This is a genomic window from Paraburkholderia sp. RL17-347-BIC-D (assembly GCF_046027915.1).
Classification (GTDB): domain Bacteria; phylum Pseudomonadota; class Gammaproteobacteria; order Burkholderiales; family Burkholderiaceae; genus Paraburkholderia.
Window position 1 is genome coordinate 76,925 of sequence record NZ_JARESS010000031.1, and the last position, 22,330, is coordinate 99,254.

Here is a 22,330-nt window from a genome sequence, read left to right on the forward strand (position 1 = left end):
GTTGGCGTGGCCGGTTTCATATAGAAAGAGACCTCTTCCAAATTAGGCAAATGCTCAGTCGAGCAGCTTCAACGCGCTATCGACGAGACTTGCCATCTCCTCACGGGAGCGGCCGGTCTTGCCCAGGACGCGCATTCCCTGCACCACGCACAGCAGCAGGCGGGCGGTGACGGCAGCATCGACCAGCGAGGAAACGGAGCCATCTTCTTGTCCCTCTCGAATGAACTCGACGAGACGCCTTTCCTGGCTCGCGAGCACGGCGGCGACGCGCTTCGCCATTTCGGGATCGGTGCTTGCGAGATCGACAGCGCTGCCCACGACGAGGCAGCCGCGCCGGCCGGTCTTGCCGTGGCTGGCTTCGGCATAGACGGCGAGCATGGCCCTGACCTTGTCGCGTGCGGTTCGTGTGTTTGCCAGCTCCTGCGCCAGCCGCTCGCTGCGCAGCATGACGTAGCGCTCGAATGCGGCCAGGAAGACGCCGCGCTTGTCCCGGAAGGCCTTGTAGAGGCTGCCCTCGGCGATCTCCATCGCAGCCGTGAGCTTGCCGAGCGAGGTGGCGTAATAGCCGTTCTCGCTGAACGTGCCGATGGCCTTGTCCAGCGCGTGATCGAGATCGAACTCCCGTGGGCGTCCGGGGCTGCGAGGTCCCGGAGAAGGTGTGACTGATTTGTCCATGGGTTGTATAATAGGAAGAGATCGCTTCCTAATCAAGCCATGAAAACCTGGCACAGGCAGTTCGACTTTAACCGTGTTCACGTGGTCAGTGCGCCCGGTTGGAGGCCTGAATACCGGGTTCGTGGCGCGATGCCGTGGTCGGCGCGGATCGCGTTCTCCGTGATCGGGCCTGCCGGATACGGGTGAAGGCCGGTCACCGCGCGCTCGTCGGCTTCAGCATAGACGGCGGTCGCGCCCTTCAGGCTGCGCAGTGCGTGAATCAGTTCATGGGCTAGTCCAATGAAGGGAGGGCGATGTCCGTCCGGCGAGTCGTACTTGCCCGGATTCCAACGAATCATGGATGGCGAACCGATATCGCCATCGAGAAACCGCATCTGGGCGGTTGCCCACGCGGCCGCATTGAAGTTGGACACGTTGCCTGTCAATGGAACGGGTGCGCTTGTCCTTCCAACCTGTTGGGCGCCCTGCGCGCGCACGAGGTTCGACGCACTTGCGCCGTTCGTGCCAGCGTACACCCGCGCTCCGAATGAACCAGGAGCTATGGAGACGCGCTGACCGTCGCCGGACGGGATGATCGCGACTTTGTACGGCAGAGCCATGGTATTGGGTCGACGTCCACTGGAAACCTGGCTGCGCGTTCGCTTGCGACGGATTGTGAAGAAACCGCGGGATCCTAATGGATGGCATGTAGTTAGCTCGTTAGACTATGAGAGTCTTGGTAAAACAGCCAGTGCCGCAGATTTATTCCCTTGATGATCATGCCCGGTTTGGCGAAGGGCGCAGTTGGAGAGTTTGCTGGCCGTCTGGGCGACAAGCTCGCCCAGCGGCGGACCGTGTCGTACGTGACCACGACACCACGCTTGAGCAATAACGCCTCAACGTCGCGCAGGCTCAGGCTCAACCGGAAATATCAGCGAAGCGGAAAGCTGATAACGACGGCAGCAAAGCGGTGGCCGTGACAAAGCGATCTCGTCTTGCTCACCGCTTCACGACGCCGGTCCATCAATCTGGCACTGGCCTGCACATGATTCGCGTGCTTCGAGCAAGATGTGCTGCAGCAAGCGCTGGTTAGTCTGCCTTACGAAGATGTTCGACCAGCAGTTGCGTCGGAACATTCAACGTATGCCGGTCGCCATTGAAACATAGGTGAAGGTGACGTTGCGCCCAAGGCTCATCGAGCGTCCGGGTTTCGATACCGGCGAAACTCGGGTGGCGCTCGAGCCACGGCGCAGGCAACACCGAAATGCCCATGCCCATCTCCACCATGCAGCAGACCGCTTCGTTGCCGCTTACCTGGACGCGCCGGCTGATCTGCCGATCAAGCCGGGCCGCCGCTGCGAAAAGCAGTGTGCTCAACGAGCTTTCGCTGCGCAGGCAAACAAACTCGAACGGCAGCATCTCGGCGAAGCTCAGGCTCGGCCGCGCTAGCAGTTCATGTCCCACGGGCAGCACCGCAACTAGCCTCTCTTCGTTATAAGGCAGCGTGCTCAAGCCGTTTGCCGCGAACGGATCGCCGAATATGCCGATGTCCGCCTGCCCGTCGGCAACGAGCTTGATCGCGTGCGGACTCAGACTGTCAGTGAGTTCGACACTGACGCCGGGATGCAATCCGGAGAATGTACGCAATTGCTGCGGCAGATATTGTGTGACCACCGCGATGCTCGCGGCAATCCGGACGGTACCGCGTACTTCTTCCGACAGATCCGTCATCTCCACTTCAAGCTGCTGGATGTTGCGGCGAATCGTGTTGGCGTGACGGAGCAGGACATGGGCGGCCCGCGTGGGTTCGAGCCGGGTGGGACGACGCTCGAACAAACGCTGATTGAGCATCGCTTCCAGGTCCGACATGCGCTTGCTGATGGCCGACACCGCTATGTGCTCGCGCGCGGCGGCCTGCGTGAGACTCTTGGTCTCCATGACGGCGACAAACAGTTGCAGCGTGTAAAGATCGATTCTCATACAGGTTCCCTGCCCGAACGTTGACCGCCGAGGTGATCGCGTCCGGTTTGTTTCGACACATCAAAGCACAGCCGGCGTTAGTGCTTTCCCCAGGAATATCGCGTTGAAGGAGCGCCATGGTCGCCGCGCATCCTCTGCGCGGCTCGCGCGTACAGCCTGTGTCATTTTACGCCGCGCTCCGATGACGTAAGGCGTTGGCGTCCTTTCGCCGGTCCTCGCGGCACCCGCCGGATCGCTGACGCCGGCTGTGAGCGTCGCCGATCGACAAGCCCCCTTCGTCAAACAGAAATAGCGAGCCCGTGCCGCTGTTCCTAATATCGAGGCCAGAACAGCGGCGTGCTCGATGCATTGCGCCGCTGTACCCAACTAATCATGGAGACACGCAATGAAGGTTGCCGTATTGCCGGGCGATGGAGTGGGCCGGGAGATCGTTCCCGAGGCCGTCAAGGTTCTGAAAGCGGTCTCGAACGGGCGCTTCGAACTCGAACTCGAGTATGGGGCCATCGGCATGAGCGGTGTGGAGGCGACCGGCAAGCCGCTGCCCGACGAAACGCTGGCGATGGCGCAACGCTGCGACGCCATCCTGTTCGGTTCGGTAGGCGGCCCCGAGTATGAACAGTGGCTGCGCAAGAATAAGGTTCGCTCAGGGTTGCTGCAACTGCGCAGGACACTCGGTCTGAACGCGAATTTACGGCCGGTCCGGCCGATCCGGGAACTCGCGTCCGTGTCGACGCTCAAGCCCGAAGTGATCGACGGACTCGACATGCTTATCGTGCGCGAACTGTCGAGCGATATCTACTTCGGCGAACCGCGCGGTCCGGTGGAAAGCGCGAATGGCGAGCGCGAATCGATCAATACCATGCGTTACCGCGAATCTGAAGTGCGGGCGATTGCCCACGTCGCATTCAAAGCAGCGCAGCAGCGCAACAGGCGGGTATGTTCGGTCGACAAAGCCAATGTGCTCGAGACCATGCAGCTATGGCGCGACGTCATGACGGAAGTGGGCCGCGAATATCCGGATGTGGAACTCACGCATCTTTATATCGACGCTGCCGCGATGGCGCTATTGCGCACACCGACGCGCTTCGACGTGATTGTCACGGGCAACATGTTCGGCGACATTCTCTCCGACGAAGCGGCGATGCTCGCGGGCTCGCTCGGCATGATGCCGTCGGCTTCGCTGGCGCCCGGCGGCAAGGGGCTGTACGAGCCCATCCACGGCTCGGCGCCCGACATTGCCGGGCGCGACATCGCCAACCCGCTCGCCACGATTCTTTCCGCGGCAATGCTGCTGCGTTACACGCTCAAACGCGAGACGGAAGCGGTGCTCGTCGAGGAGGCGGTGCGCCGGGTCGTCGCGGCGGGCACGCGTACCGGCGACATCATGGAAACGGGTTGCACCCAGGTCGGCACGCGCGCCATGGGCGATGCGGTGGTCGCGGCACTCGCGGGTTGACGGCCATGATTCGTTCCGCGTTGATCCAATCCGCGCTGCCGGGTGTCCAATCAGGCGCATCCGGCACGCGACGCGCAGATGCGTTGCCGACACCGGCGGCCGCGCAGGCCGGTGCCGCGCTCGCGTTCGAAAACGTCACGTGCACGTTTTCGCATGCGTCCGGCAAGCAATGCTATACGGCAGTCGACAACGCGAGCTTGAGCGTCGCGCCCGGCGAGTTCGTGTCTGTGGTCGGTCCGACCGGCTGCGGCAAGTCGACCTTGCTCAACATGGCGGCGGGTCTGCTGTTTCCATCGTCGGGAAGGGTGCTCAGTTTCGGCCGCGAGGTGACGGACATCAACCGTCACGCGACCTATCTGTTTCAAGGCGAAGCGCTGATGCCGTGGCGGCGCGCGATCGACAACATCTCCGCGGGCCTGCAGTTCGCCAACGTCAGCCGCGCCGAAGCCGGACAGCGCGCCGAACTGTGGCTGGCGCGCGTCGGCCTCGCGGGGCACGGCCACAAGTTTCCGTATCAGATGTCGGGTGGCATGCGCAAACGCGTCGCACTCGCCCAGGCGCTGATTCTCGATCCGCCGCTCATCCTGATGGACGAACCGTTCAGCGCGCTCGACATCCAGACGCGCCAGTTGATGGAATCCGAACTGCTCGCGCTATGGCAGGCGGACCGCAAGTCGGTGCTGTTCATTACCCATGATCTGGATGAAGCCATCGCGCTGTCGGACCGCGTCGTCGTCTTGTCGGCGGGACCGGGCACGCGGCCGATCGCAGAGTTTCCGATCGATTTGCCGCGCCCGCGCGAGGTGTCCGAAATCCGTAATTCCGAGCGTTTCGTGGCGCTGCATACCCAGATCTGGGACGTTCTTCGTGATGAGGTGCTGAAAGGCTATGAACAGAGCAAACGCTGAACCGATCGAAGGCGCCATGCGCATGACGAAGCGCCCGACAAACACGCGTGCGCCGCGCGATCTGATGCTGCTGTGGCGTCTGTTGCTGCTCGCTGCAACGCTCGGCCTGTGGCAACTGCTGGTGAGCCTCGGCGTGATGCCGGTGTTCTTCTTCGGCGATCCGGGGCCGGTGTTCGTACAGGTCTGGCGATGGTTCCAGAGCGGCGAAATTCTGCCGCATCTATGGGTGACGCTGGTGGAGACCGTGCTGTCGTTTCTGGTCGGGACCGGCGCGGCGGTGGTAGTGGGTTTACTGCTGTCGTTGAATGATTTTCTGGCGCGTCTGCTGGATCCGTTCATCAAGGCCGCCAACGCGATGCCACGGGTGATCTTCGCACCGATTTTCGCGCTGTGGTTCGGCCTCGGCATCTGGTCGAAGGTCGCGCTGGGTACGACGCTGGTGTTCTTTATCGTGTTCTTCAACGTCTTTCAGGGCGTACGCGAAGTCAGTCCGGTGGTGCATTCGAATGTGCGGATGTTGGGCGCGAGCCGCAGCCAGATGCTGCGCTATCTGTATCTGCCGTCGGCGGCCAGCTGGGTTTTTTCGAGCCTGCACAATGCGGTCGGCATGGCGTTCGTCGGCGCGGTGGTGGGGGAATACCTCGGTTCGGCGCGCGGCATCGGCTATCTGATTCTGGAGGCCGAAGGGTCCTTCAACATCAATGCGGTGATCGCCGGCATCGTGGTGCTGACCGTCTTCGCGTTGCTGATCGACACACTGGTGACGCGTATCGAGCGGCGCCTGCTGATCTGGCAACCGGCCTCGGGCGCATCGGCCAAAGCGCGCGCCGACAACTAACGGAGACGGATTGTGTCCATCATGCAAGGCAAGACCTTGTTCGAAAAGATCTGGAGCAGCCATGAAGTCGTGCGCGACGATACCGGCCAGAGTCTCCTTTATATCGACAGGAATCTGATTCACGAAGGCTCGCGCAACCCGTTTCAGGTGCTCGCCGCGAAGAACCTCACCGTGCGCCGTCCCGACCGTACGTTCGCGACGCCCGATCATTACGCGCCGACCACGGGGCGCACGCTCGACGACGTCGACGGCCCCGAACGGCGTGATATGGTCGCCTCGCTGACCCGCAACGCGCAGCGCGAAGGCATCACGCTATTCGGCATGGACGATCCGCGGCATGGCATTACGCATGTCGTCGGGCCCGAGCAAGGTTTGAGTCTGCCGGGCATGACCATTGTGTGCGGCGACAGCCATACCTCGACGCACGGTGCGCTCGGCGCGCTGGCGTTCGGTGTCGGCGCGTCGGACGTCGCGCTCGTGCTGGCGACGCAAAGCGTATGGCAACGCATGCCGCGCACCCTGCGTGTGACGATCGACGGCGAACTCGGACGCGGCGTCAGCGCGAAAGACGTGGCGCTCGCGCTGATCGCGAAGATCGGCGCCTCGGGCGCGACGGGACATGTGATCGAGTACACCGGCAGCACGATTGCGGCGATGTCGATGGAAGGGCGGTTGACGTTGTGCAATCTCTCGATCGAAGCAGGCGCGAGGGCGGGCATCATCGCACCCGACGAGACCACCTTCGCCTACATAAAAGGCCGGCCGTTCGCACCAGCGGGGGAAGACTGGAACACTCGGCTGGCGCAATGGCGCATGCTTTTCAGCGACCCGGACGCCGCCTTCGATACCGAGGTTTCGCTCGACGCCACCCGCATCGCGCCCATGGTCACCTGGGGCAACAGCGTCGAGGATGCGTTACCGATCAGCGGCGCGGTGCCGGACCCGGCAAGCGCCGGCGAGCCGGAACGTCGCGCGGTGATCGAGCGCACGCTCGACTACATGGGCCTCCGCGCCGGCGAGCCGCTCGACGGCGTGAAGATCGACTATGCGTTCATCGGTTCGTGCACCAATGGGCGCATCGAGGACCTGCGCTCGGCGGCGGCGATCGTGAAGGGCAAAACCATCGCCGCCCACGTCACGGCGCTGGTCGTGCCGGGCTCGGCGCAGGTAAAGCTCGCAGCGCAAGCCGAAGGCCTCGATCGCATCTTCGTGGCGGCCGGATTCCAGTGGCGCGAGCCGGGCTGCTCGATGTGCCTCGCGACCAATGGCGACACCGTGCCGCCAGGGGCACGTTGCGCCTCCACCTCGAACCGCAATTTCGTCGGCCGCCAGGGGCCGGAATCGCGTACGCATCTGATGAGCCCGGCCATGGCCGCGGCGGCTGCGATCGCCGGGCATCTGACCGACGTGCGTCAATTTCTTTAGGGAGCCGTGCATGCAACCGTTCTTGCGCGTCGAAGCCGTCGCGCTGCCTATTGCCAGTTCGAACGTGAACACGGATCAGATCATTCCCGCGCGCTTTTTACGCAAGCAACGCGCGGAGGGCTTCGGCCAGTATCTTTTCCACGACTTGCGTTTTGACGACCACGACAACGAGCGGGCCGATTTTGCGCTGAACCAGGCCGCTTATCGCGACGCGCAAATCATGGTTGCCGGACCGAACTTCGGTTGCGGGTCGTCGCGCGAAATGGCGGTCTGGGCGATTGCGGACTACGGTATTCGCGCGGTGATTGCCGCGAGCTTTGGCGATATCTTCTTCAACAACTGCGTCAGAAACGGTGTTCTGTGCGTGGTGCTGCCGCCGGAGGTGGTCGCCGGCCTGCTCGCGATGCTGGAAGACGCGCCGGGTACGACGCTGTCGATCGATCTGGAGCGTCAGATCGTCGGCACGCGGGATGCCGACTACCGGCTCGAAGTCGATCCGTTCAATCGCAAATGCCTGCTGCTGGGGATCGATGGCGTGGACTACACCTTGCAGTTCGCCGACCGGATCGCCGCGTTCGAGGCACGCACAAGCGCACCGCCCTGACATATGCAAAGCGGTAGACAGGCCGATATCAAATACAAGGAGACACCGACATGAAAAACACTTTCCGTACGCTGTGCTGCGCGCTATTGACGCTCGGCATTGCCACGCTCAGCCACGCCCAGGGCGGTCTGGAGAAAACCCATCTGGACATCGCGACCACCAGTTCCGTGATTTCCTACTATCCTTTCGAAATCGCGCTCGCCAAGGGCTATTTCAAGGACGAAGGACTCGACGTCGAACGCAGCATGTATGCGGGCGGTCCGCAAACTTTGCAGGCGCTTCTCGGCGGCAGTGCTGACATGGTGGTGAGCGCCTATTCGAACACGCTCACCATGGCCGCGCACGGCCAGCACCTGCAGGCGTTCGTGCTGATGATCAAATATCCCGCGTTCGTGCTGGGCATCACCAGGCAGGGGCAGGCGAAATATACGTCGCTGAAAAGTCTCGCCAACATGAAGATCGGCGTGACCTCGCCGGGTTCGAGCACGAACATGATTCTCGATGCCATTGCGGCTCGTAACGGCGTCGACCGCAAATCGTATGCGGTGATCGGCGTCGGCGCGCAAGCCAGCGCGGCGGCCGCGGTGAAGCAAGGACAGCTCGACGCGCTCGTGGGTATCGATCCGACCATCACGATGTTGACCGAGAGCAATGAACTGAAGGTGGTCGCCGATCTGCGCACCGGCGAGGGCGTGATGGCCTCGATCGGCAGCAGCACCTATCCGGAAGGCTCGGTGATATCCACCACCGATTTCATCAAGAAGAATCCGCATACCGTTCAGGCGGTGGTCAACGCCATGCTGCGTGCGGAGAAATTCCTGCAGACCGCGACCCCCGCGCAGATTGCCGATGCGTTGCCCAAGTCGTATCAGGTGGGCGACCGCGCCATGTATCTGAAGGCCATCGAGCATACCCGTTCCGTCTATTCCACGGACGGCCGCTACGACCCGAAGGGCGCCGCGGCGGTACTCGACGTGCTGGCCGGATCGGACCCGCTGATCGCGGGGGCGCGTAGCCGGATCGATTTGCCGTCGACCTATACGAATAGTTTTGTGGAAGCCGCCACCGTCAAGAAACCGTAACTCATTGGAGACCATTCGACATGCAGCATCCGAACGCATTCAAGACCGCCATCGCGGCACGCCAGCGGCAGATCGGCTTATGGCTCAGCATGGCCGACAGCGTGGCCGCTGAAATCTGCGCGACCGCCGGCTTCGACTGGTTCCTGATCGACGGCGAGCACGCGCCGAACGATCTACGCACGATCCTCGCGCAGTTGCAGACGCTCGCGGCGTTTCCGGTCGAGCCGGTGGTGCGTCCGCCGGTTGGCGAGGCGTGGATCATCAAGCAGTTGCTCGATGCGGGCGCACGCTCGTTGCTCGTGCCGATGGTCGACACGGCGGAGCAGGCGCGCGAACTGGTTTCAATGACGCGCTATCCGCCGCATGGCATTCGCGGCGTCGGCGCACGCATGGCGCGCGCTTCCCGATTCGGCGCGCGCAGCGACTACATCGCGAAGGCCAAAGACGAGATGTGCCTGCTGGTGCAGGTCGAAACAGCCGGCGCGCTCAGGCAGATCGAAGCGATTGCCGCAGTGGAGGGTGTCGATGGCATTTTCGTCGGACCATCCGATCTGGCGGCGTCGATGGGGCATCCCGGCAATCCCGCCCACCCCGAAGTACGCGCCGCGGTCGAAGACGCGTTGCGCAGAATCGCCGCGGCCGGCAAGCCGGCGGGCATCGTCTCTTTCAACGCCGACGATACGCAGCGGTTCATCGATCTGGACACGATGTTCGTCGCGGTCGGCGCCGACGCGGCGATTCTGGCCGATGGAACCCGCGCGCTGATAAACCGCTTCAAGAAGCCATTGCAATGAGCGGGGTCCCCGTCATGAATGCCAGCAAACCTTCTTCCCGCTTACCCACGGATCCGCACGCGCCGGTTCGTCCTGCGTGGCTCGCGCTGCGCAACGAAACGATCATCGAGCCGGAGCGGTTGATCGTGGACCCGCATCATCATTTGTGGGACCGGCCAGGCGCGCGCTACCTGGCGCACGATCTGCTCGACGATGTGACGAGTGGCCACCGGATCGCCGCGACGGTTTTTATCCAGAGCCGCTCGATGCTGCGTGCGCAGGGCGACCCGGCCTTCGCCACGCTCGGCGAAGTCGAGTTCGCGAACGGCGTGGCGGCGATGGGAGCGTCGGGCACCTACGGCAGCACGCAACTGTGTGCGGGAATCGTGGGCGCGGCCAGCCTCGCGCTCGGCGATAACGTGGCGCCGGTGCTCGAAGCGATGCTTGCGGTTTCCGGCGGACGGCTGCGGGGGATCCGCAATTCGCTGGTCTGGCACGACGATCCCGCAGTGACCTCGACCACCGCGCGGACGACCGCCCACATGATGCTCGATCCGAAGTTTCAGCAGGGCGCCGCGCGGCTGGGCGACTACGGGCTCGCGCTGGACATGTGGATCTATCACACGCAACTGGACGAATGCTACGCGCTGGCGCGCGCGATTCCCGATGTGATCGTGGTCATCGATCATTTCGGCGGACCGGTGGGCGTGGGGCGCCACGCGTCGAGCCCGGAGGCGCGCAATGCCATGCTGAGCGAGTGGCGTGAGTCGATGCGGCGGCTCGCCGCGCTGCCGAATACCCGCGTGAAGCTTGGTGGCGGCGGCATGCCGGTGCTGGGCTTTCACCTGGATCAGGATGACCTGCCGCCCACCTCCGCGCTGCTCGCCGATACGTTGCGGCCCTACGTGGAAACCTGTATCGAACTGTTCGGCGTGACACGCTGTATGTTCGAGAGCAATTTCCCCGTCGACAAAGGGATGTTCAGCTACCACGTGCTGTGGAATGCGTTCAAGCGAATCGCCAGCAGCGCGTCCGAGGACGAAAAACGCGCACTCTTCAGCGAGACGGCGGCCGCGACCTATAAGCTCGATCTGGCCGGGCAGGAGAGCGCATCATGAGCCGGGGCCGCTTTGCCATTCCGGCGGCCGCAGTGTCGGCCGCACGGATGACGCTGCTGCTGACCGCGCTATTGGCATCGGCCGCCGGCGAAGCCGCGCCGCCCCTGGAGAAGACGCATATCGACATCGCCACGGTGGGCGCGGTGATGGGTTATCTGCCGGTCGACATCGCGATCAGCAAAGGCTACTTCAAGGACGAGGGGCTCGACGTAGAGCGCAGCATGTTTCCGGGCGGCCCGAAAGTGCTGCAGTCGATGCTCGGCGGCACGGCCGATTTCGGCTCCAGCGCGTATTCGAACACCTTGACCATGGCCGCGAAAAACCAGAAGGTCGTCGCGGTTGCACTGATGGCGCGCTATCCGGGCTACGTGTTCGGCATCTCGAGCAAAAGCGCGGCGAAGTTCAAGTCGATGAAGGACCTGAGCGGCATGAAGCTCGGCGTGACCTCGCCCGGCTCCAGCAATAATCTGGTGCTCGATTATCTGGCGTCGAAGGCCGGCGTCGATCTGAAGAGTTTTTCGGTAATCGGCGTGGGTGCCGAGGCCGGCGCCGCGGCCGCGGTTCGGCAAGGCCAGATCGATGGACTGATCAGCGTCGATCCGGTCATTACGATGCTGACCGACAGCCACGACCTCAACGTCGTCGCCGACATGCGCACCGCCAGTGGCGTGCAGGCCGCGCTCGGCAGCGCGCAATATCCGGAAGCCGCGATCCTGACCACGGCGGATTTCATCGCAAAGAATCCGCATACCGTGCAGGCTGTCGTCAACGCGATCGTGCGCGCCGAGAAATTCCTGCAAACGGCGACACCCGATGAAGTGACTGACGCGCTGCCCACCGCCTATCAACTCGGCAATCGCCAGACCTTCGTCGCGGCCTACAAAAACTCGCAACCGATCTTCTCCGCCGACGGCCGTTTCGATCCAGCCGGCCCGGTAGCGGTGTTCAATATCCTGTCGAAGTTTGACAAGGAACTAGCCGATGCGAAAGGGCGGATCGACATACCGTCCACCTACACGAACCGTTTCGTCGATGCCGTGCGTCACTGATCATGCCTGCCGCCGCGCAGCGAAACATCTGGCGCACTTCAGTTGCCGGTCGCAGCAATGCATCTCCCTCATCCACTCCAGGAATCCGCCATGAAGGATCTACAGTCAAGCCTCGATCGTCCGGCGCTGCTCAGCCCGCTCAATTTCATCGACGGCGAATGGCAAAGCGCGCTGTCCGGCGAAACATTCGCGGTTCACAACCCGGCAACGGGCGAGGTGATCGCCAATGTGCCCGACAGCCAACCCGCGGATGCCCGCGCGGCCACCGATGCCGCGAGCCGCGCATTTCCCGGCTGGCGCGAAAAGCTGCCCAAGGAGCGCGGCGCGATCCTGCGCAAGTGGTACGACGCGATCGTTGCGAACGGTGAGGACCTGGCGCGGCTGATTTCGCTCGAGCAGGGCAAGCCGCTGGCCGAAGGGCGCGGCGAGGTGGCGTATGGCGCGTCTTACGTCGCGTGGTTCGCCGAGGAAGCGTCGCGCATTTACGGCGACATCATTCCGCAGCAGCAGCGCGGCAAACGGATGACTGCGCTGAAGGAGCCGGTAGGGGTGGTCGCCGCCATCACGCCGTGGAATTTTCCGCTCGCAATGATCGCCCGCAAGATTGCGCCGGCGCTGGCGGCGGGCTGCACCGTCGTCGCGAAGCCGGCGGAGGATACGCCGCTCACCGCGCTGGCGCTGCTGAAGCTGGCGCAGGAGGCGGGCGTGCCGGCCGGCGTGATCAACATAGTCACCGCATCGCGCGAGCATGCAGCCCCGGCGGTGGGCGACTGGCTCGCCGACGAACGGGTGCGCAAGATATCGTTCACCGGCTCGACGGCGGTGGGCAAATACCTCGCTCGCGAATCGGCGGGCACGCTCAAGAAGCTTTCCATGGAACTGGGCGGCAATGCGCCCTTCATCGTGTTCGACGATGCGGATATCGAGGCCGCGGTGGCGGGCCTGATGGCATCGAAATTCCGTAACGGCGGACAGACCTGCGTGTGTCCGAATCGGGTCTACGTGCAGTCGGCCATTTATGATCGTTTCGCCGACGTGTTGAGCACGCGCGTGGCCGCCCTCAAGGTCGCGCCAGCCACGGACGAGGCCGCGCAGATCGGCCCGATGATCAACGCCCGCGCGATCGACAAGATCGTGCGCCATGTCGAGGATGCGCTTGCTCAGGGCGCGCACGCGTTGACCGGCGGCAAGCGCCTGACCGACGTGGGGCACAACTATTTCGCGCCGACCGTGCTGGCCGATGCGACCGCGGACATGCTGCTGTTTCGCGAGGAAACGTTCGGGCCGGTCGTGCCGTTGTTCCGCTTCGACACCGAAGCCGACGCGCTCAAGGCTGCCAACGAGACGCCATTCGGCCTCGCCGCGTATTTTTATAGCCAGGACGTACGGCGTATCGATCGCGTTTCGCGACTGCTGGAGGCGGGCATTGTCGGCGTGAATGAGGGCGCCATTTCGAGCGAAGCGGCGCCATTCGGCGGGGTCAAGGAATCGGGCTACGGGCGCGAGGGCTCACGCTACGGTCTCGACGACTACACCACGCTGAAATATGTCTGCCAGGGCGGACTGGCGTAAGCACGTCGGCAGGACGCGAGCCGGCCGCGAGGTGCGTCAGGTCAACGCCGATGAGAAGCATAAACGGTGAATCGCAAGTCCACGTCCGGCACGTCGCGATCGTCATCGATTCTCCTTGACGTAGGTGATTGCTTCACGCATGGCGCCGAAACGTCGGCGGTATTGCGCCGGTGTGAGGCTCACCTTGCGTCTGAACAGGCGGCTGAAGAATCCCGCGTCTTCGTAGCCGACTTCATTGGCAATGGCTTCAATCGGCTGGGTGTCGGTTTCGAGCATCTGCTTGGCTTCTTCCAGCCGCAGCGTATGCACGTAAGCGAGCGGCGACATGCCGGTCGCCTGCTGAAAGCGGCGATTGAACGAGCGCTCGGGCAAGCCGCTCATTTCCATCATCTTGCTGACGGGCGAGGGCTGGGCGTAGTGATCGGAGATCCACGACTGACAGCGCGCGATGACGGCATCTTCCGCCTGCCGCGTGCGCGCGAGCCGCGCGAACGGCTGCTGGCCGACATCGTGCCAGTCGACGAGATTGATGCGCGCCGTCTGCATTGCGGTTTCGATGCCCGCCAGCCGCGCGATCAGATACAACGCCAGATCCAGCCACGACGTGCCGCCGCCGGCCATGATGAGCCGCTCGCCATCGCCCGATGCGACTAGCGCCCGATGCGCGCGTACCTTGATCGACGGATAGCGCCGTGCCATGAAATCGCAGTACGCCCAGTGCGTCGTCGCGTCGAGGCCGTCGAGCAGGCCGGCTTCTGCGAGCAGGATCGCGCCCGAGCAGGCCGTTGCGAGAATCTTGCCCTGCGCGTAACAGCCTTTGAGGCAGGCGATTTCGTGGTCGAAGCGGCCCGCGAGCGGCTCGCCGGGCGGGACCAGCAGCTCGGGCACGCAGATGACGTCGGCATCCGCGCAGGCATCGAGCGGCGCGTCCGCCGTGATGCGCACGTTATTGGCGGCGACGAACGAGGCTCCGTGGCGCGACACGACGCAGGGCGCGATGGGCGCGCGCCCCGGCGTGCCCTCGACGATGAGACCCCAGTCGCGCCCCGCCGACATGAACATGTCGTACATGCCGTACACGACGGATGCCGACGTCTCGGGCAGCGCCAGGATGCAGATGCGCACGGGTGAGCGGTCGTTCATGGCCGTTTTGTCCGGTAAGTTGCCGAAATGGCTTTGGCGTCGGGCGCACGCTCGCCGTATCGTGGCTCCGTCGCAATGTTATTAAAGTGTAAGGAAGGCGCTGGCGCCAGCACTCCCCGCAGGAGCGGGGGCCCGGACGCTCATGTTTTATCTCCTTCTTTCACTCGGCGGATGCCCCGCCGATGCCTTGCCGACGACTTCCCTGACGTGGACTTCATTGACGGAGCATGACCATGAGCCAGTACCGCACTCATCTTCCGCAACTCGATGACGCGCTTTTCATGACCGACGGCGGCATCGAGACGACGCTGATCTTTCACGATGGCATGGAGTTGCCTTGCTTCGCCGCGTTCGATCTGCTGAAGGACGCCGCGGGCACCGCGCGCCTCGACGCTTATTTCCGGCGCTATGCGAGTCTTGCGAGCAGGGAGGGTATCGGTCTCGTGCTCGAAGCGCCGACCTGGCGCGCGAATGCGGACTGGGGCCGCAAGCTGGGCTATTCCGAGGCCGCGCTCGCGCAGGCGAACCGGAAGGCGATCGAACTGCTCGTGCACGTGCGCGCCGAGTTCGAAACGCCGGATACGCCGATTGTCATCAGCGGTTGTCTAGGCCCGCGCGGCGATGCTTACCGGATCGATACACGCATGACCCGCGACGAGGCGCGAGCCTATCACCAGCCACAGATCGACACGCTGGCGGCGACCGAGGCGGACATGGTCGCGGCCTTCACGATCACCTATCCGGAAGAAGGCATCGGCGTGATCGATGCCGCTAGGCAAGCCCGCATGCCCGTGGCGATTTCGTTCACGCTCGAAATGGACGGACGCTTGCCGTCGGGCGATGCGCTGCGCGATGTTATCGAGCGCGCCGACGCGGAAACCGGCGCCTATGCCGCGTATTACATGATCAATTGCGCGCACCCATCGCACTTCGAAACCGTGCTGGGCGATGGAGGCGGGTGGCTCGAGCGCATTCACGGCATCCGGGCGAACGCGTCACGGCGCAGTCACGCCGAACTCGACGAATCCGCCGACCTCGACGACGGCAACCCGGAGGAGCTCGGCGCACAGTATCGGGCGCTGAACGCGTTGTTGCCGCGCATGAACGTGGTGGGCGGATGCTGTGGCACGGATCACCGCCATGTCAGCGCGATTTGTAGCGCAATGAAGGGCGTGAGAGGACAGTATGCGGGCGCGTGATGGTGTCATTGCGCACCGGGGACGATAGGACACCTGTATTGTCGGAAGCGTCGGGTCCGGACGGAGCATAACGGTCAGCAGGAAACGTCTATCGCGATGCGTTCGTTGATTCATTCCTGCGTCGCGGCGCCACCGGACTCCGCCGCGCTGAATCAGGCGGAGGCCTGGCCCGCGGCGAGCACGTGTTCCAGTCGCTCGATGAGATTGGCGCGCGCGCGGCTCGTATGATGCTCGGTCAACTCGACCGCTCGCGCCGCGTCGCCGGCCGCGATGGCCTGCGCGATCGCGGCGTGCTCGTCCCAGATCGCGTCGCGCAGGTTCGACGATTGCAGCACCGCACCCATCACACGCCGCAAGTGGACCCAATGCAGAAGGGCGCTTTCGCCAATCAGCGGATTGCCGGACGCCTGATAGATGGCATTGTGAAAAGCGGCGTCGGCATCGATCATGGCCTTGACGTCCTTGCCTTTAGACGCGCGCCGCCCTTGGGCGATCAGCGCGGGATCGATCGTACTGCGGCGTAGCGCGGCGAGTTTCGCGGCCAGCGAGTCAAGCGCGCCACGTATTTCATAGAGGTGACCGATCCACTCGACGTCGAGCGGCGCGACGACTACACCGCGGCCCGGCGCATCCTGCACGAGGCCGTCCTTTTTCAGCAAACGCAACGCCTGCAATACCGGCGAGCGCGACACCGCGAACTGCTCGGCGATCTCCTCCTGGGTGAGACGCACGCCGGGTGCAAGCGACCCGTCGCTGATGGCATCGAGCAGCACGCGATAGACCTCGTCCACGAAGTCGGGGCGAACCTGAATTTTGTCGAATTTGATGGGCATGGCGCTCTCTGTACTTTGGATACAGACTACAGTGCCGGCCTGACGTGGTCAACGCATGGTGCGCCGGTGTCTGTCGAAGCGCGAAGCGCTGGACAGCGCGTTAACCCGTATAGGCATCTGATTACAACGCTTCTAATCTCTGTATACAGAGTTCGGAGTTCAGTAGCCAGGCAGATTGCCGTCTGGCGCGGCGTCAATAATCGGAGGGGTTCCCATGGCGATCAAGTCGGAAAAGATGGACGATGGCGGCAGCAGCGGCGGTGCTGTGGTGAAGAAACTCGTGCCCTATGGTGGCTACTACACCAACAAGGTGCCCGATCACGATCCCGAACTGACCGAAACCGGCCCAGGCACGCCCACGGGCGAATACATGCGGCGCTTCTGGCATCCCGTCTGCATGGCGATGGAACTGACCGATACGCCGCGCTTCCTGAAAATTCTCGGCGAGGAACTGGTGGCTTTCCGCGACGGCAGCGGGCGGGTCGGCGTTCTGCATGCGCACTGCGTGCACCGCGGCGCATCGCTCGAATATGGCGCGATCCAGGAACACGGCATCCGCTGCTGTTATCACGGCATGGTGTTCGACGTGGACGGAACCTGTTTGCACGTGCCGTTTCCCAAAGGCGAGGAAGCGGAGGCCGAGAAGTACGCCTGCTCGATCCGGCAGGGCGCTTACAAGGCTGTCGAGCGCAATGGGCTCGTCTTCGCCTACATGGGACCGCCGGACGAAGAGCCGCCGTTTCCCGAATGGGAAGGCGACTTCACCGTGCTGCCTGGCGACGAGTTGGTGCCGTTCAGCAACTTCCAGCATTGCAACTGGTTGCAGGTGCAGGACAATGCGGCCGACAATTTCCACACGGCCGCCTTGCACGCCGGCAAAAACGTGGTGGACGGCCGCTTCCAGGGCACCACGTTCGACGAGGTCGGCGCCGCGTCGATGGAAGTCGCGCCTGACATGCAATTCATCCCAGTGCAACAGGGCCGCAGTCTGGCCTGTGCGGGCGCGCGGCGCGTCGACAAGGAACGGATGTTCGTGCGCGTGCAGCATCAGGTGTTGCCGAACCTGAGCCTGCATGCGTATACGTCGGAAGACGGCTCGGCACGCAAACTCTTCAGCCGCTTTCATATCGTGCGCTGGACCGTGCCCGTGGACGACGAGAACAGCAAGATGATCGGCTGGCGCGTGATGGGCCCCGGCATCGACACGCGCGGCGTCGGGAAAAAAGAATGGGTCGGCTACGAGTCGATCGACTTTCTCGAAGGACAGGTGGCAATGCGCCGTCCGGAGCGTTTCGGCAAATATTCGATAGACGAAATGCCGCCCATCCCGACTAACCACCGTGAACGCGAGCATTACAAGCAAGCGCAATACGCGCCTGGCGATTACGAGGCCATCATCAGCCAGCGTCCCATTGCCGTGCACACGCTCGAACATCCCACCAAGCTCGACGCTGGCCTCTATCTGTTCCGCAAGATGCTGCGCGACGCCGTGCGTGGCAGCAATCCGGCCGCCGGGCCGCAGCAGTTTGCCGAGTGGCTGCGCACGGTCGGCGGGGCGCCCAACAGCTTTTGCTCGGGCAATGTGTTCGACATGCCGGAAGCGGCGACCGTCGAAGAGGAAATTGCGCGGCGGCGCAAGCTGTCCAAGGGCGTGGTGGCGATCCTGATCGAAAGTGAGAAGCTGCAAGGCGAAACGCGGACCGCGTTCGTGCGCGACAAGATGGCGGCGCTCGAACTGGAGGTCAACGGGCGAACCGCTGGCGCGCCCGCCAATCAGGCAGCACGGGCAGAGTCGTAAGCGCCATTGCACCACCTAACGCGAAAACCAGCGCAGCATGCGGCACTCGGTGCCGCAAAGCGGAGACATCATGGCAGAAGGCGGTTTCGAACAAACCCTGGAATCGACGACGCTGACCGTCTTTGTCCGGCAGATTCGCTACGAAGGGCGCAACGTCCTGTCGTACGAATTCGTCGATCCGGACGATGGCGATCTGCCGCAGTTCGACGCGGGCGCGCATATCGACGTGCATCTCGGCGACGGCCTCGTGCGGCAATACTCTCTGTGCAACCCGCCGGATGAGCGGGGGCGCTACGTCATCGCGGTGCTTCGCGACGAGCGCGGGCGGGGCGGCTCCAAAGCGATGCATGAGCGCTTGCGCGCCGGAGAGCGCGTGCGCATCAGCCGGCCGCGTAATCATTTCATGCTCGACGGACGGGCTACCCGCGTTCTGCTGCTGGCTGGCGGCATCGGCGTGACGCCGTTGAAGTCGATGGCGCATCGGCTCGCGCTCGATGGCGCTGACTTCGCGCTGCATTACTGTGCCCGCGAGCGGAGTGCCGCGCCGTTTTACGACGAGTTCGAAGCCATGCTCGACGCGGATCAGTTGCATTGGCACTTCGACGGCGGTGATCCATCGAAAGGACTCGACTTGCGGCGTCTGCTCGACGAAGAAGCGACGCGCGGCACGCACGTGTACTACTGCGGTCCAGCGGGTTTCATGCGGGCTTGCGCCGAGGCGACCGCGCACTGGCCGCGTGAACGCGTGCATTGCGAGCATTTCAGCGCGCCGCCGGTGCTCGAATCGGCGGTATCGGACGCGGCGCATGACCCCAGCGGCAGCTTTGAAATCCAGATCGCGAGCACAGGTCAACGGTTGACGGTAGCGCCGAACCTGAGCATCGCCGACGTGTTACGGGAAGCACATCTGCCGATTCAGACCTCGTGCGAAGCCGGGCTGTGCGGCACATGCAAGATGCGATATCTGGAAGGCGAGGTTGATCATCGCGACTGCATTCTCGGCGCCGACGAACAGCAGGAGTTTCTGACGGCGTGCGTATCGCGTGCGAAAAGCGAGTTGCTCGTACTCGATCTGTGATCGTGCCGCGCGAAGTGCCGCCACAGCCATTCGGCCAGAGTCAGTTCAAGGAGACGGGAGACGCGATGGACATGCAAGACTATCTGACGGTCCGCGCGCACGCGCAGGGCCGCGAAGGGCTGTTCCTGATCGGCGAAACAGGCATGACGATGCGCGCGACGCACCGTGCGGATTCGACGCTTGCGGTTTGGACGGATGGCGACGGGCTACCGGCGCAGGCAACCGACATGCTCGCGGCCGATCCGCGCTTCCAGCACCTGAGTGGATTGATTCGCGTGTTCGCCGAGCCGGCGGGTTCATGCGGATACCACGCCGGCTGGATTCTCGCTCGCAGCGCCAGCGGCCTCGTGTCGATTTTAGTGCGCGATGCGGCGACCTGCGACAGTTCGCAATTGCGCGACGACGCAAACCTCGCCTTGTACCAGGCGCAGCGCTATTGCGCGCCGGACGCCGTCGTCATCGTGCAGGGCCGAATACCCGGCGAGACGGCCTCGGCGCGCGAGGCGTTGGCACGCGCATTCGGATTGACCGACGTGCGCGACCATACCTTGTATGCGGCCAACGCAGACACCCAGGCGCGGCTCAGCGTCGGTTGCGTGCGCTGAGTTCCATCACCCGAGCTTGCGGGACGGCGGCATGCGGCGTTCCTTTTCGATCTCGTCGTCCTCGAGGTTCTTGATGATGGTGTGCAACGTCTTGCGAAACTGGGCAAGCGTTCTCGGTGGAATATTCCGTACCGCCACTTCGTGCAGATCCTCGGCGAGAGGAATCAGCGTCTTTTGCAGCGCCTTGCCCTTCGGTGTCAGGTAGACGCAGATGTTGCGCATATTGTCGGGCAGCTTGCGGCGCGTGATGTAGCCGAGCTTTTCCATGGCCTGCAACGCGCTATAGGCGGTCGGTTCCCGCAAGCCCGCCAGTTCGCTCAATTCACGTTGCGTGAGGCCGTCGCGCTCCCACAGGATGCGCAGGAACGGCCAATGTCCCAACGAGACCGAATGCTCCATCAGCCGGATCTGCAGTCCGCGCGCCATGGCGCGTTGCGCGTCCTTGATGACGTGGGCGAGGCGATCGTTCGGGACGGCGTCGCGCCAGTTGATCGGCATCGGTAGCGGCGGCTTTTCTCGATCGTTTTTCGTGGTTGCCATCTTGGTCGATTGAAGTGAGCAAAGCGCATAGCATACACCGCCCGTTTGCTCCCCAAGTCAACGCAGCCGGCCCGTACAGTCCGGTCGCCTCCAGTCGGGACGAAGTGCGCGGAATTATAGGTGCGCCGCCGTATTGACATTGTGCCGTTTGCAACTTAACTTCGAATAATATTAGATGTCGAAGTATCGACAGAGTAGGCAAACGGCGAGTGCAATCAGCTTGAGCGCCGTGGTCGCCGGTGCATGACAACAAAGCGGTCGATTCGCGCCGAAAAAGCACGAAGCGTGGCCGACACATTGGAGGAAGACATGGCTGATGAACTGGCGTTGAACATGACATCGTTGCGAACGCAACACTTTCCGTTTTTGCCGCGTCACCTGCCGCGCTTACCGCGCCTGCTCGCGGCATGCGCGCTATCGGCGGGACTTGGCTTTGGGCTGGTGAACGCCGCGCAGGCGGAAGACACCATCGCGCTCGGCATGACCGTGCCGATGTCGGGCGCGGGAGCCAGTTGGGGATTGGGCTCCGAGTGGGTCGGCAAGCAGGCGGTGCAGTACGTGAACAGTCATGGCGGCGTTCATGTCGGCGACAAGACGTACAAGCTGGCCTTGACGTCCTACGACAACAAATACACCGCCGCGGACGGCGTGAAGGTCGCGCAGACCATGCTCAATCGCGACGGCATCAAGTTCATCATACTTGGCATGTCGACGCAGGCTGTCGTTGCCACACAAAGCATCTCGGAGCGATCGAACGTGCTGATGTTCACCATCAGTTGGTCCAATGCGATCAAAGGCCCCAAATACCCGCTCACGTTCACGACCATGAACACGCCGACGGAGTTTCTGGAGCCGCTCTATCAACTGGTCATGAAGCAGCATCCGACGATCCGCACGGTCGCCCTGATCAGCCCGAACGATAGCGCGGATCAGGAAGTCGCGAAGGCGGCGACCGCGCATTGGGAAAAGCTCGGTGCGAAGATCGTCGGGCAGTTCACGTATGAACGTGGCACGACGGAGTTCCAGCCCGTGGCCACGCGCGCCGCGCAACTGAAGCCCGATGTGATCGACACGCTCGGCGCGCCGCCGGGCGATGTAGGCGTGCTGTATCGTGCGTTATCGGATCAAGGCTGGAACGGCGTGCGGATCGCTTCCGCGGGGACGGTATCGGATGCGTTGATTCACACCGGAGGAAAAACGCTCGAGGGACTCTACATGGGGCTCGACGCGGTGTTCTCGTCATCCGGCGCGACACCGATTCAGCGCGACCTCGACGCGCGCTTCCAGCCGATTTTCCACGAACCGTTGAACCTCACGGACCTGTCCGCCTGGGACGGCGTGATGGCGCTGAAAGCGGGGCTCGAAAAAGCGGGCCGTGTGGATGCAACCGCCGTCGCCAAGGTGCTGCCGACCATCGTCTTCGATTCGAGCTTCGGTCCGAGCGCGTTTGGCGGCAAGAGCCAGTACGGCACGTCGCAGCAGATCCTGCTGCCGGTGATCGTCACGCAGGTACGCGACGGCAAGGTGGTCGAGATCGCGCGGATCGAGTCGACGGAATTGAAGCAGCGCCTGGGTGGGAAATAAGCGGAGCGGCGGCGCGCGAGTGTTGCCCGCCGCCATCGAATAGAAAAGCCGGGTGCAAGCACCCGGCAACTTGCCCTCGCAAGTCGCTTAT

At 63.3% G+C, this 22,330-nt stretch carries 21 protein-coding genes and 1 pseudogene; 15 read left to right on the top strand and 7 right to left on the bottom strand.

Annotated features, from left to right (window positions below; translation table 11 throughout):
• Positions 1-54: 54 nt before the first annotated feature.
• The 4 genes and pseudogenes from P0D96_RS32090 to P0D96_RS32100 form a co-directional block, all read right to left on the bottom strand.
• Positions 55-675: a TetR/AcrR family transcriptional regulator gene (locus P0D96_RS32090; RefSeq protein ID WP_408317491.1), complete on the bottom strand. Its 621-nt coding sequence runs from the start codon at positions 673-675 to the stop codon at positions 55-57.
• Positions 676-752: 77 nt separating this feature from the next.
• On the bottom strand, positions 753-1,088 hold the full coding sequence (locus P0D96_RS32095; RefSeq protein WP_408317493.1) for a M91 family zinc metallopeptidase: 336 nt from the start codon (positions 1,086-1,088) through the stop codon (positions 753-755).
• A 407-nt stretch (positions 1,089-1,495) separates the two neighbouring features.
• A pseudogene (locus P0D96_RS48750) lies at positions 1,496-1,657 on the bottom strand (IS6 family transposase); the annotation flags it as partial.
• 86 nt (positions 1,658-1,743) lie between these two features.
• Positions 1,744-2,634 carry a LysR family transcriptional regulator gene (locus tag P0D96_RS32100; protein ID WP_408289203.1) on the bottom strand — a complete coding sequence of 297 codons (891 nt, stop codon included), beginning with the start codon at positions 2,632-2,634 and terminating at the stop codon, positions 1,744-1,746.
• A gap of 385 nt (positions 2,635-3,019) precedes the next feature.
• Here P0D96_RS32100 and leuB point away from each other — a divergent pair, with 385 nt between their 5' ends.
• The 10 genes from leuB to P0D96_RS32150 all read left to right on the top strand — a co-directional run bounded on the left by leuB (position 3,020) and on the right by P0D96_RS32150 (position 13,459).
• The gene (gene leuB / locus P0D96_RS32105; protein ID WP_132379932.1) at positions 3,020-4,090 is read left to right on the top strand and encodes a 3-isopropylmalate dehydrogenase; all 1,071 of its coding nucleotides are present in this window, start codon (positions 3,020-3,022) and stop codon (positions 4,088-4,090) included.
• Between the two features lie 5 nt (positions 4,091-4,095).
• Complete coding sequence (locus P0D96_RS32110) at positions 4,096-4,998, top strand: ABC transporter ATP-binding protein (RefSeq protein WP_408317495.1); 903 nt, start codon at positions 4,096-4,098, stop codon at positions 4,996-4,998.
• A 22-nt stretch (positions 4,999-5,020) separates the two neighbouring features.
• Positions 5,021-5,836, top strand: coding sequence for an ABC transporter permease (locus P0D96_RS32115; protein ID WP_132381225.1), 816 nt, complete (start codon positions 5,021-5,023; stop codon positions 5,834-5,836).
• 21 nt (positions 5,837-5,857) lie between these two features.
• Positions 5,858-7,261: a 3-isopropylmalate dehydratase large subunit gene (leuC, locus tag P0D96_RS32120; RefSeq protein WP_408317531.1), complete on the top strand. Its 1,404-nt coding sequence runs from the start codon at positions 5,858-5,860 to the stop codon at positions 7,259-7,261.
• Between the two features lie 10 nt (positions 7,262-7,271).
• Positions 7,272-7,865, top strand: a complete 594-nt coding sequence (leuD, locus tag P0D96_RS32125) for a 3-isopropylmalate dehydratase small subunit (protein ID WP_408317497.1) — start codon at positions 7,272-7,274, stop codon at positions 7,863-7,865.
• Between the two features lie 50 nt (positions 7,866-7,915).
• Positions 7,916-8,947 carry an ABC transporter substrate-binding protein gene (locus P0D96_RS32130; RefSeq protein WP_408317499.1) on the top strand — a complete coding sequence of 344 codons (1,032 nt, stop codon included), beginning with the start codon at positions 7,916-7,918 and terminating at the stop codon, positions 8,945-8,947.
• Between the two features lie 20 nt (positions 8,948-8,967).
• The gene (locus tag P0D96_RS32135) at positions 8,968-9,741 is read left to right on the top strand and encodes an aldolase/citrate lyase family protein (RefSeq protein WP_408317501.1); all 774 of its coding nucleotides are present in this window, start codon (positions 8,968-8,970) and stop codon (positions 9,739-9,741) included.
• Positions 9,738-10,838: an amidohydrolase family protein gene (locus tag P0D96_RS32140; protein WP_408317503.1), complete on the top strand. Its 1,101-nt coding sequence runs from the start codon at positions 9,738-9,740 to the stop codon at positions 10,836-10,838. Before P0D96_RS32135 ends, P0D96_RS32140 begins: the two co-directional genes overlap by 4 nt.
• A complete protein-coding gene (locus P0D96_RS32145) occupies positions 10,835-11,887 on the top strand; it encodes an ABC transporter substrate-binding protein (RefSeq protein ID WP_408317505.1) in 1,053 nt (350 codons plus the stop codon). The genes P0D96_RS32140 and P0D96_RS32145 overlap by 4 nt, the downstream gene beginning before the upstream one ends.
• A 90-nt stretch (positions 11,888-11,977) precedes the next feature.
• Positions 11,978-13,459: an NAD-dependent succinate-semialdehyde dehydrogenase gene (locus P0D96_RS32150; protein WP_408317507.1), complete on the top strand. Its 1,482-nt coding sequence runs from the start codon at positions 11,978-11,980 to the stop codon at positions 13,457-13,459.
• A gap of 102 nt (positions 13,460-13,561) precedes the next feature.
• Here the strand turns inward: P0D96_RS32150 and P0D96_RS32155 are convergent, their stop codons facing one another.
• Positions 13,562-14,602 carry a GlxA family transcriptional regulator gene (locus P0D96_RS32155; protein ID WP_408317509.1) on the bottom strand — a complete coding sequence of 347 codons (1,041 nt, stop codon included), beginning with the start codon at positions 14,600-14,602 and terminating at the stop codon, positions 13,562-13,564.
• A 233-nt stretch (positions 14,603-14,835) separates the two neighbouring features.
• On the opposite strand from P0D96_RS32155, the gene P0D96_RS32160 reads away from it, so the two are divergent.
• On the top strand, positions 14,836-15,801 hold the full coding sequence (locus P0D96_RS32160) for a homocysteine S-methyltransferase family protein (RefSeq protein WP_408317511.1): 966 nt from the start codon (positions 14,836-14,838) through the stop codon (positions 15,799-15,801).
• A 152-nt stretch (positions 15,802-15,953) separates the two neighbouring features.
• Here the strand turns inward: P0D96_RS32160 and P0D96_RS32165 are convergent, their stop codons facing one another.
• On the bottom strand, positions 15,954-16,634 hold the full coding sequence (locus tag P0D96_RS32165; RefSeq protein ID WP_408317513.1) for a GntR family transcriptional regulator: 681 nt from the start codon (positions 16,632-16,634) through the stop codon (positions 15,954-15,956).
• A 214-nt stretch (positions 16,635-16,848) separates the two neighbouring features.
• Here P0D96_RS32165 and P0D96_RS32170 point away from each other — a divergent pair, with 214 nt between their 5' ends.
• The 3 genes from P0D96_RS32170 to P0D96_RS32180 all read left to right on the top strand — a co-directional run bounded on the left by P0D96_RS32170 (position 16,849) and on the right by P0D96_RS32180 (position 20,115).
• Positions 16,849-18,432, top strand: coding sequence for a Rieske 2Fe-2S domain-containing protein (locus P0D96_RS32170; RefSeq protein ID WP_408317515.1), 1,584 nt, complete (start codon positions 16,849-16,851; stop codon positions 18,430-18,432).
• Between the two features lie 70 nt (positions 18,433-18,502).
• Positions 18,503-19,510: a PDR/VanB family oxidoreductase gene (locus P0D96_RS32175; RefSeq protein ID WP_408317517.1), complete on the top strand. Its 1,008-nt coding sequence runs from the start codon at positions 18,503-18,505 to the stop codon at positions 19,508-19,510.
• Between the two features lie 65 nt (positions 19,511-19,575).
• On the top strand, positions 19,576-20,115 hold the full coding sequence (locus tag P0D96_RS32180) for a hypothetical protein (protein WP_408317518.1): 540 nt from the start codon (positions 19,576-19,578) through the stop codon (positions 20,113-20,115).
• 6 nt (positions 20,116-20,121) lie between these two features.
• Here P0D96_RS32180 and P0D96_RS32185 read toward each other — a convergent pair whose 3' ends face one another.
• On the bottom strand, positions 20,122-20,655 hold the full coding sequence (locus tag P0D96_RS32185) for a MarR family winged helix-turn-helix transcriptional regulator (protein WP_408317520.1): 534 nt from the start codon (positions 20,653-20,655) through the stop codon (positions 20,122-20,124).
• 309 nt (positions 20,656-20,964) lie between these two features.
• Here P0D96_RS32185 and P0D96_RS32190 point away from each other — a divergent pair, with 309 nt between their 5' ends.
• A complete protein-coding gene (locus P0D96_RS32190; RefSeq protein ID WP_408317522.1) occupies positions 20,965-22,239 on the top strand; it encodes an ABC transporter substrate-binding protein in 1,275 nt (424 codons plus the stop codon).
• The last annotated feature ends 91 nt before the right edge of the window (positions 22,240-22,330 follow it).

Bases quoted from the DNA above. Each gene is read 5' to 3' on its own strand.
- P0D96_RS32090 (WP_408317491.1), bottom strand. From the start codon at position 675: ATGGACAAATCAGTCACACCTTCTCCGGGACCTCGCAGCCCCGGACGC.
- P0D96_RS32100 (WP_408289203.1), bottom strand. From the start codon at position 2,634: ATGAGAATCGATCTTTACACGCTGCAACTGTTTGTCGCCGTCATGGAG.
- leuB (WP_132379932.1), top strand. From the start codon at position 3,020: ATGAAGGTTGCCGTATTGCCGGGCGATGGAGTGGGCCGGGAGATCGTT.
- P0D96_RS32110 (WP_408317495.1), top strand. From the start codon at position 4,096: ATGATTCGTTCCGCGTTGATCCAATCCGCGCTGCCGGGTGTCCAATCA.
- P0D96_RS32115 (WP_132381225.1), top strand. From the start codon at position 5,021: ATGACGAAGCGCCCGACAAACACGCGTGCGCCGCGCGATCTGATGCTG.
- leuC (WP_408317531.1), top strand. From the start codon at position 5,858: ATGCAAGGCAAGACCTTGTTCGAAAAGATCTGGAGCAGCCATGAAGTC.
- leuD (WP_408317497.1), top strand. From the start codon at position 7,272: ATGCAACCGTTCTTGCGCGTCGAAGCCGTCGCGCTGCCTATTGCCAGT.
- P0D96_RS32130 (WP_408317499.1), top strand. From the start codon at position 7,916: ATGAAAAACACTTTCCGTACGCTGTGCTGCGCGCTATTGACGCTCGGC.
- P0D96_RS32135 (WP_408317501.1), top strand. From the start codon at position 8,968: ATGCAGCATCCGAACGCATTCAAGACCGCCATCGCGGCACGCCAGCGG.
- P0D96_RS32140 (WP_408317503.1), top strand. From the start codon at position 9,738: ATGAGCGGGGTCCCCGTCATGAATGCCAGCAAACCTTCTTCCCGCTTA.
- P0D96_RS32145 (WP_408317505.1), top strand. From the start codon at position 10,835: ATGAGCCGGGGCCGCTTTGCCATTCCGGCGGCCGCAGTGTCGGCCGCA.
- P0D96_RS32150 (WP_408317507.1), top strand. From the start codon at position 11,978: ATGAAGGATCTACAGTCAAGCCTCGATCGTCCGGCGCTGCTCAGCCCG.
- P0D96_RS32155 (WP_408317509.1), bottom strand. From the start codon at position 14,602: ATGAACGACCGCTCACCCGTGCGCATCTGCATCCTGGCGCTGCCCGAG.
- P0D96_RS32160 (WP_408317511.1), top strand. From the start codon at position 14,836: ATGAGCCAGTACCGCACTCATCTTCCGCAACTCGATGACGCGCTTTTC.
- P0D96_RS32165 (WP_408317513.1), bottom strand. From the start codon at position 16,634: ATGCCCATCAAATTCGACAAAATTCAGGTTCGCCCCGACTTCGTGGAC.
- P0D96_RS32170 (WP_408317515.1), top strand. From the start codon at position 16,849: ATGGCGATCAAGTCGGAAAAGATGGACGATGGCGGCAGCAGCGGCGGT.
- P0D96_RS32175 (WP_408317517.1), top strand. From the start codon at position 18,503: ATGGCAGAAGGCGGTTTCGAACAAACCCTGGAATCGACGACGCTGACC.
- P0D96_RS32180 (WP_408317518.1), top strand. From the start codon at position 19,576: ATGGACATGCAAGACTATCTGACGGTCCGCGCGCACGCGCAGGGCCGC.
- P0D96_RS32185 (WP_408317520.1), bottom strand. From the start codon at position 20,655: ATGGCAACCACGAAAAACGATCGAGAAAAGCCGCCGCTACCGATGCCG.
- P0D96_RS32190 (WP_408317522.1), top strand. From the start codon at position 20,965: ATGGCTGATGAACTGGCGTTGAACATGACATCGTTGCGAACGCAACAC.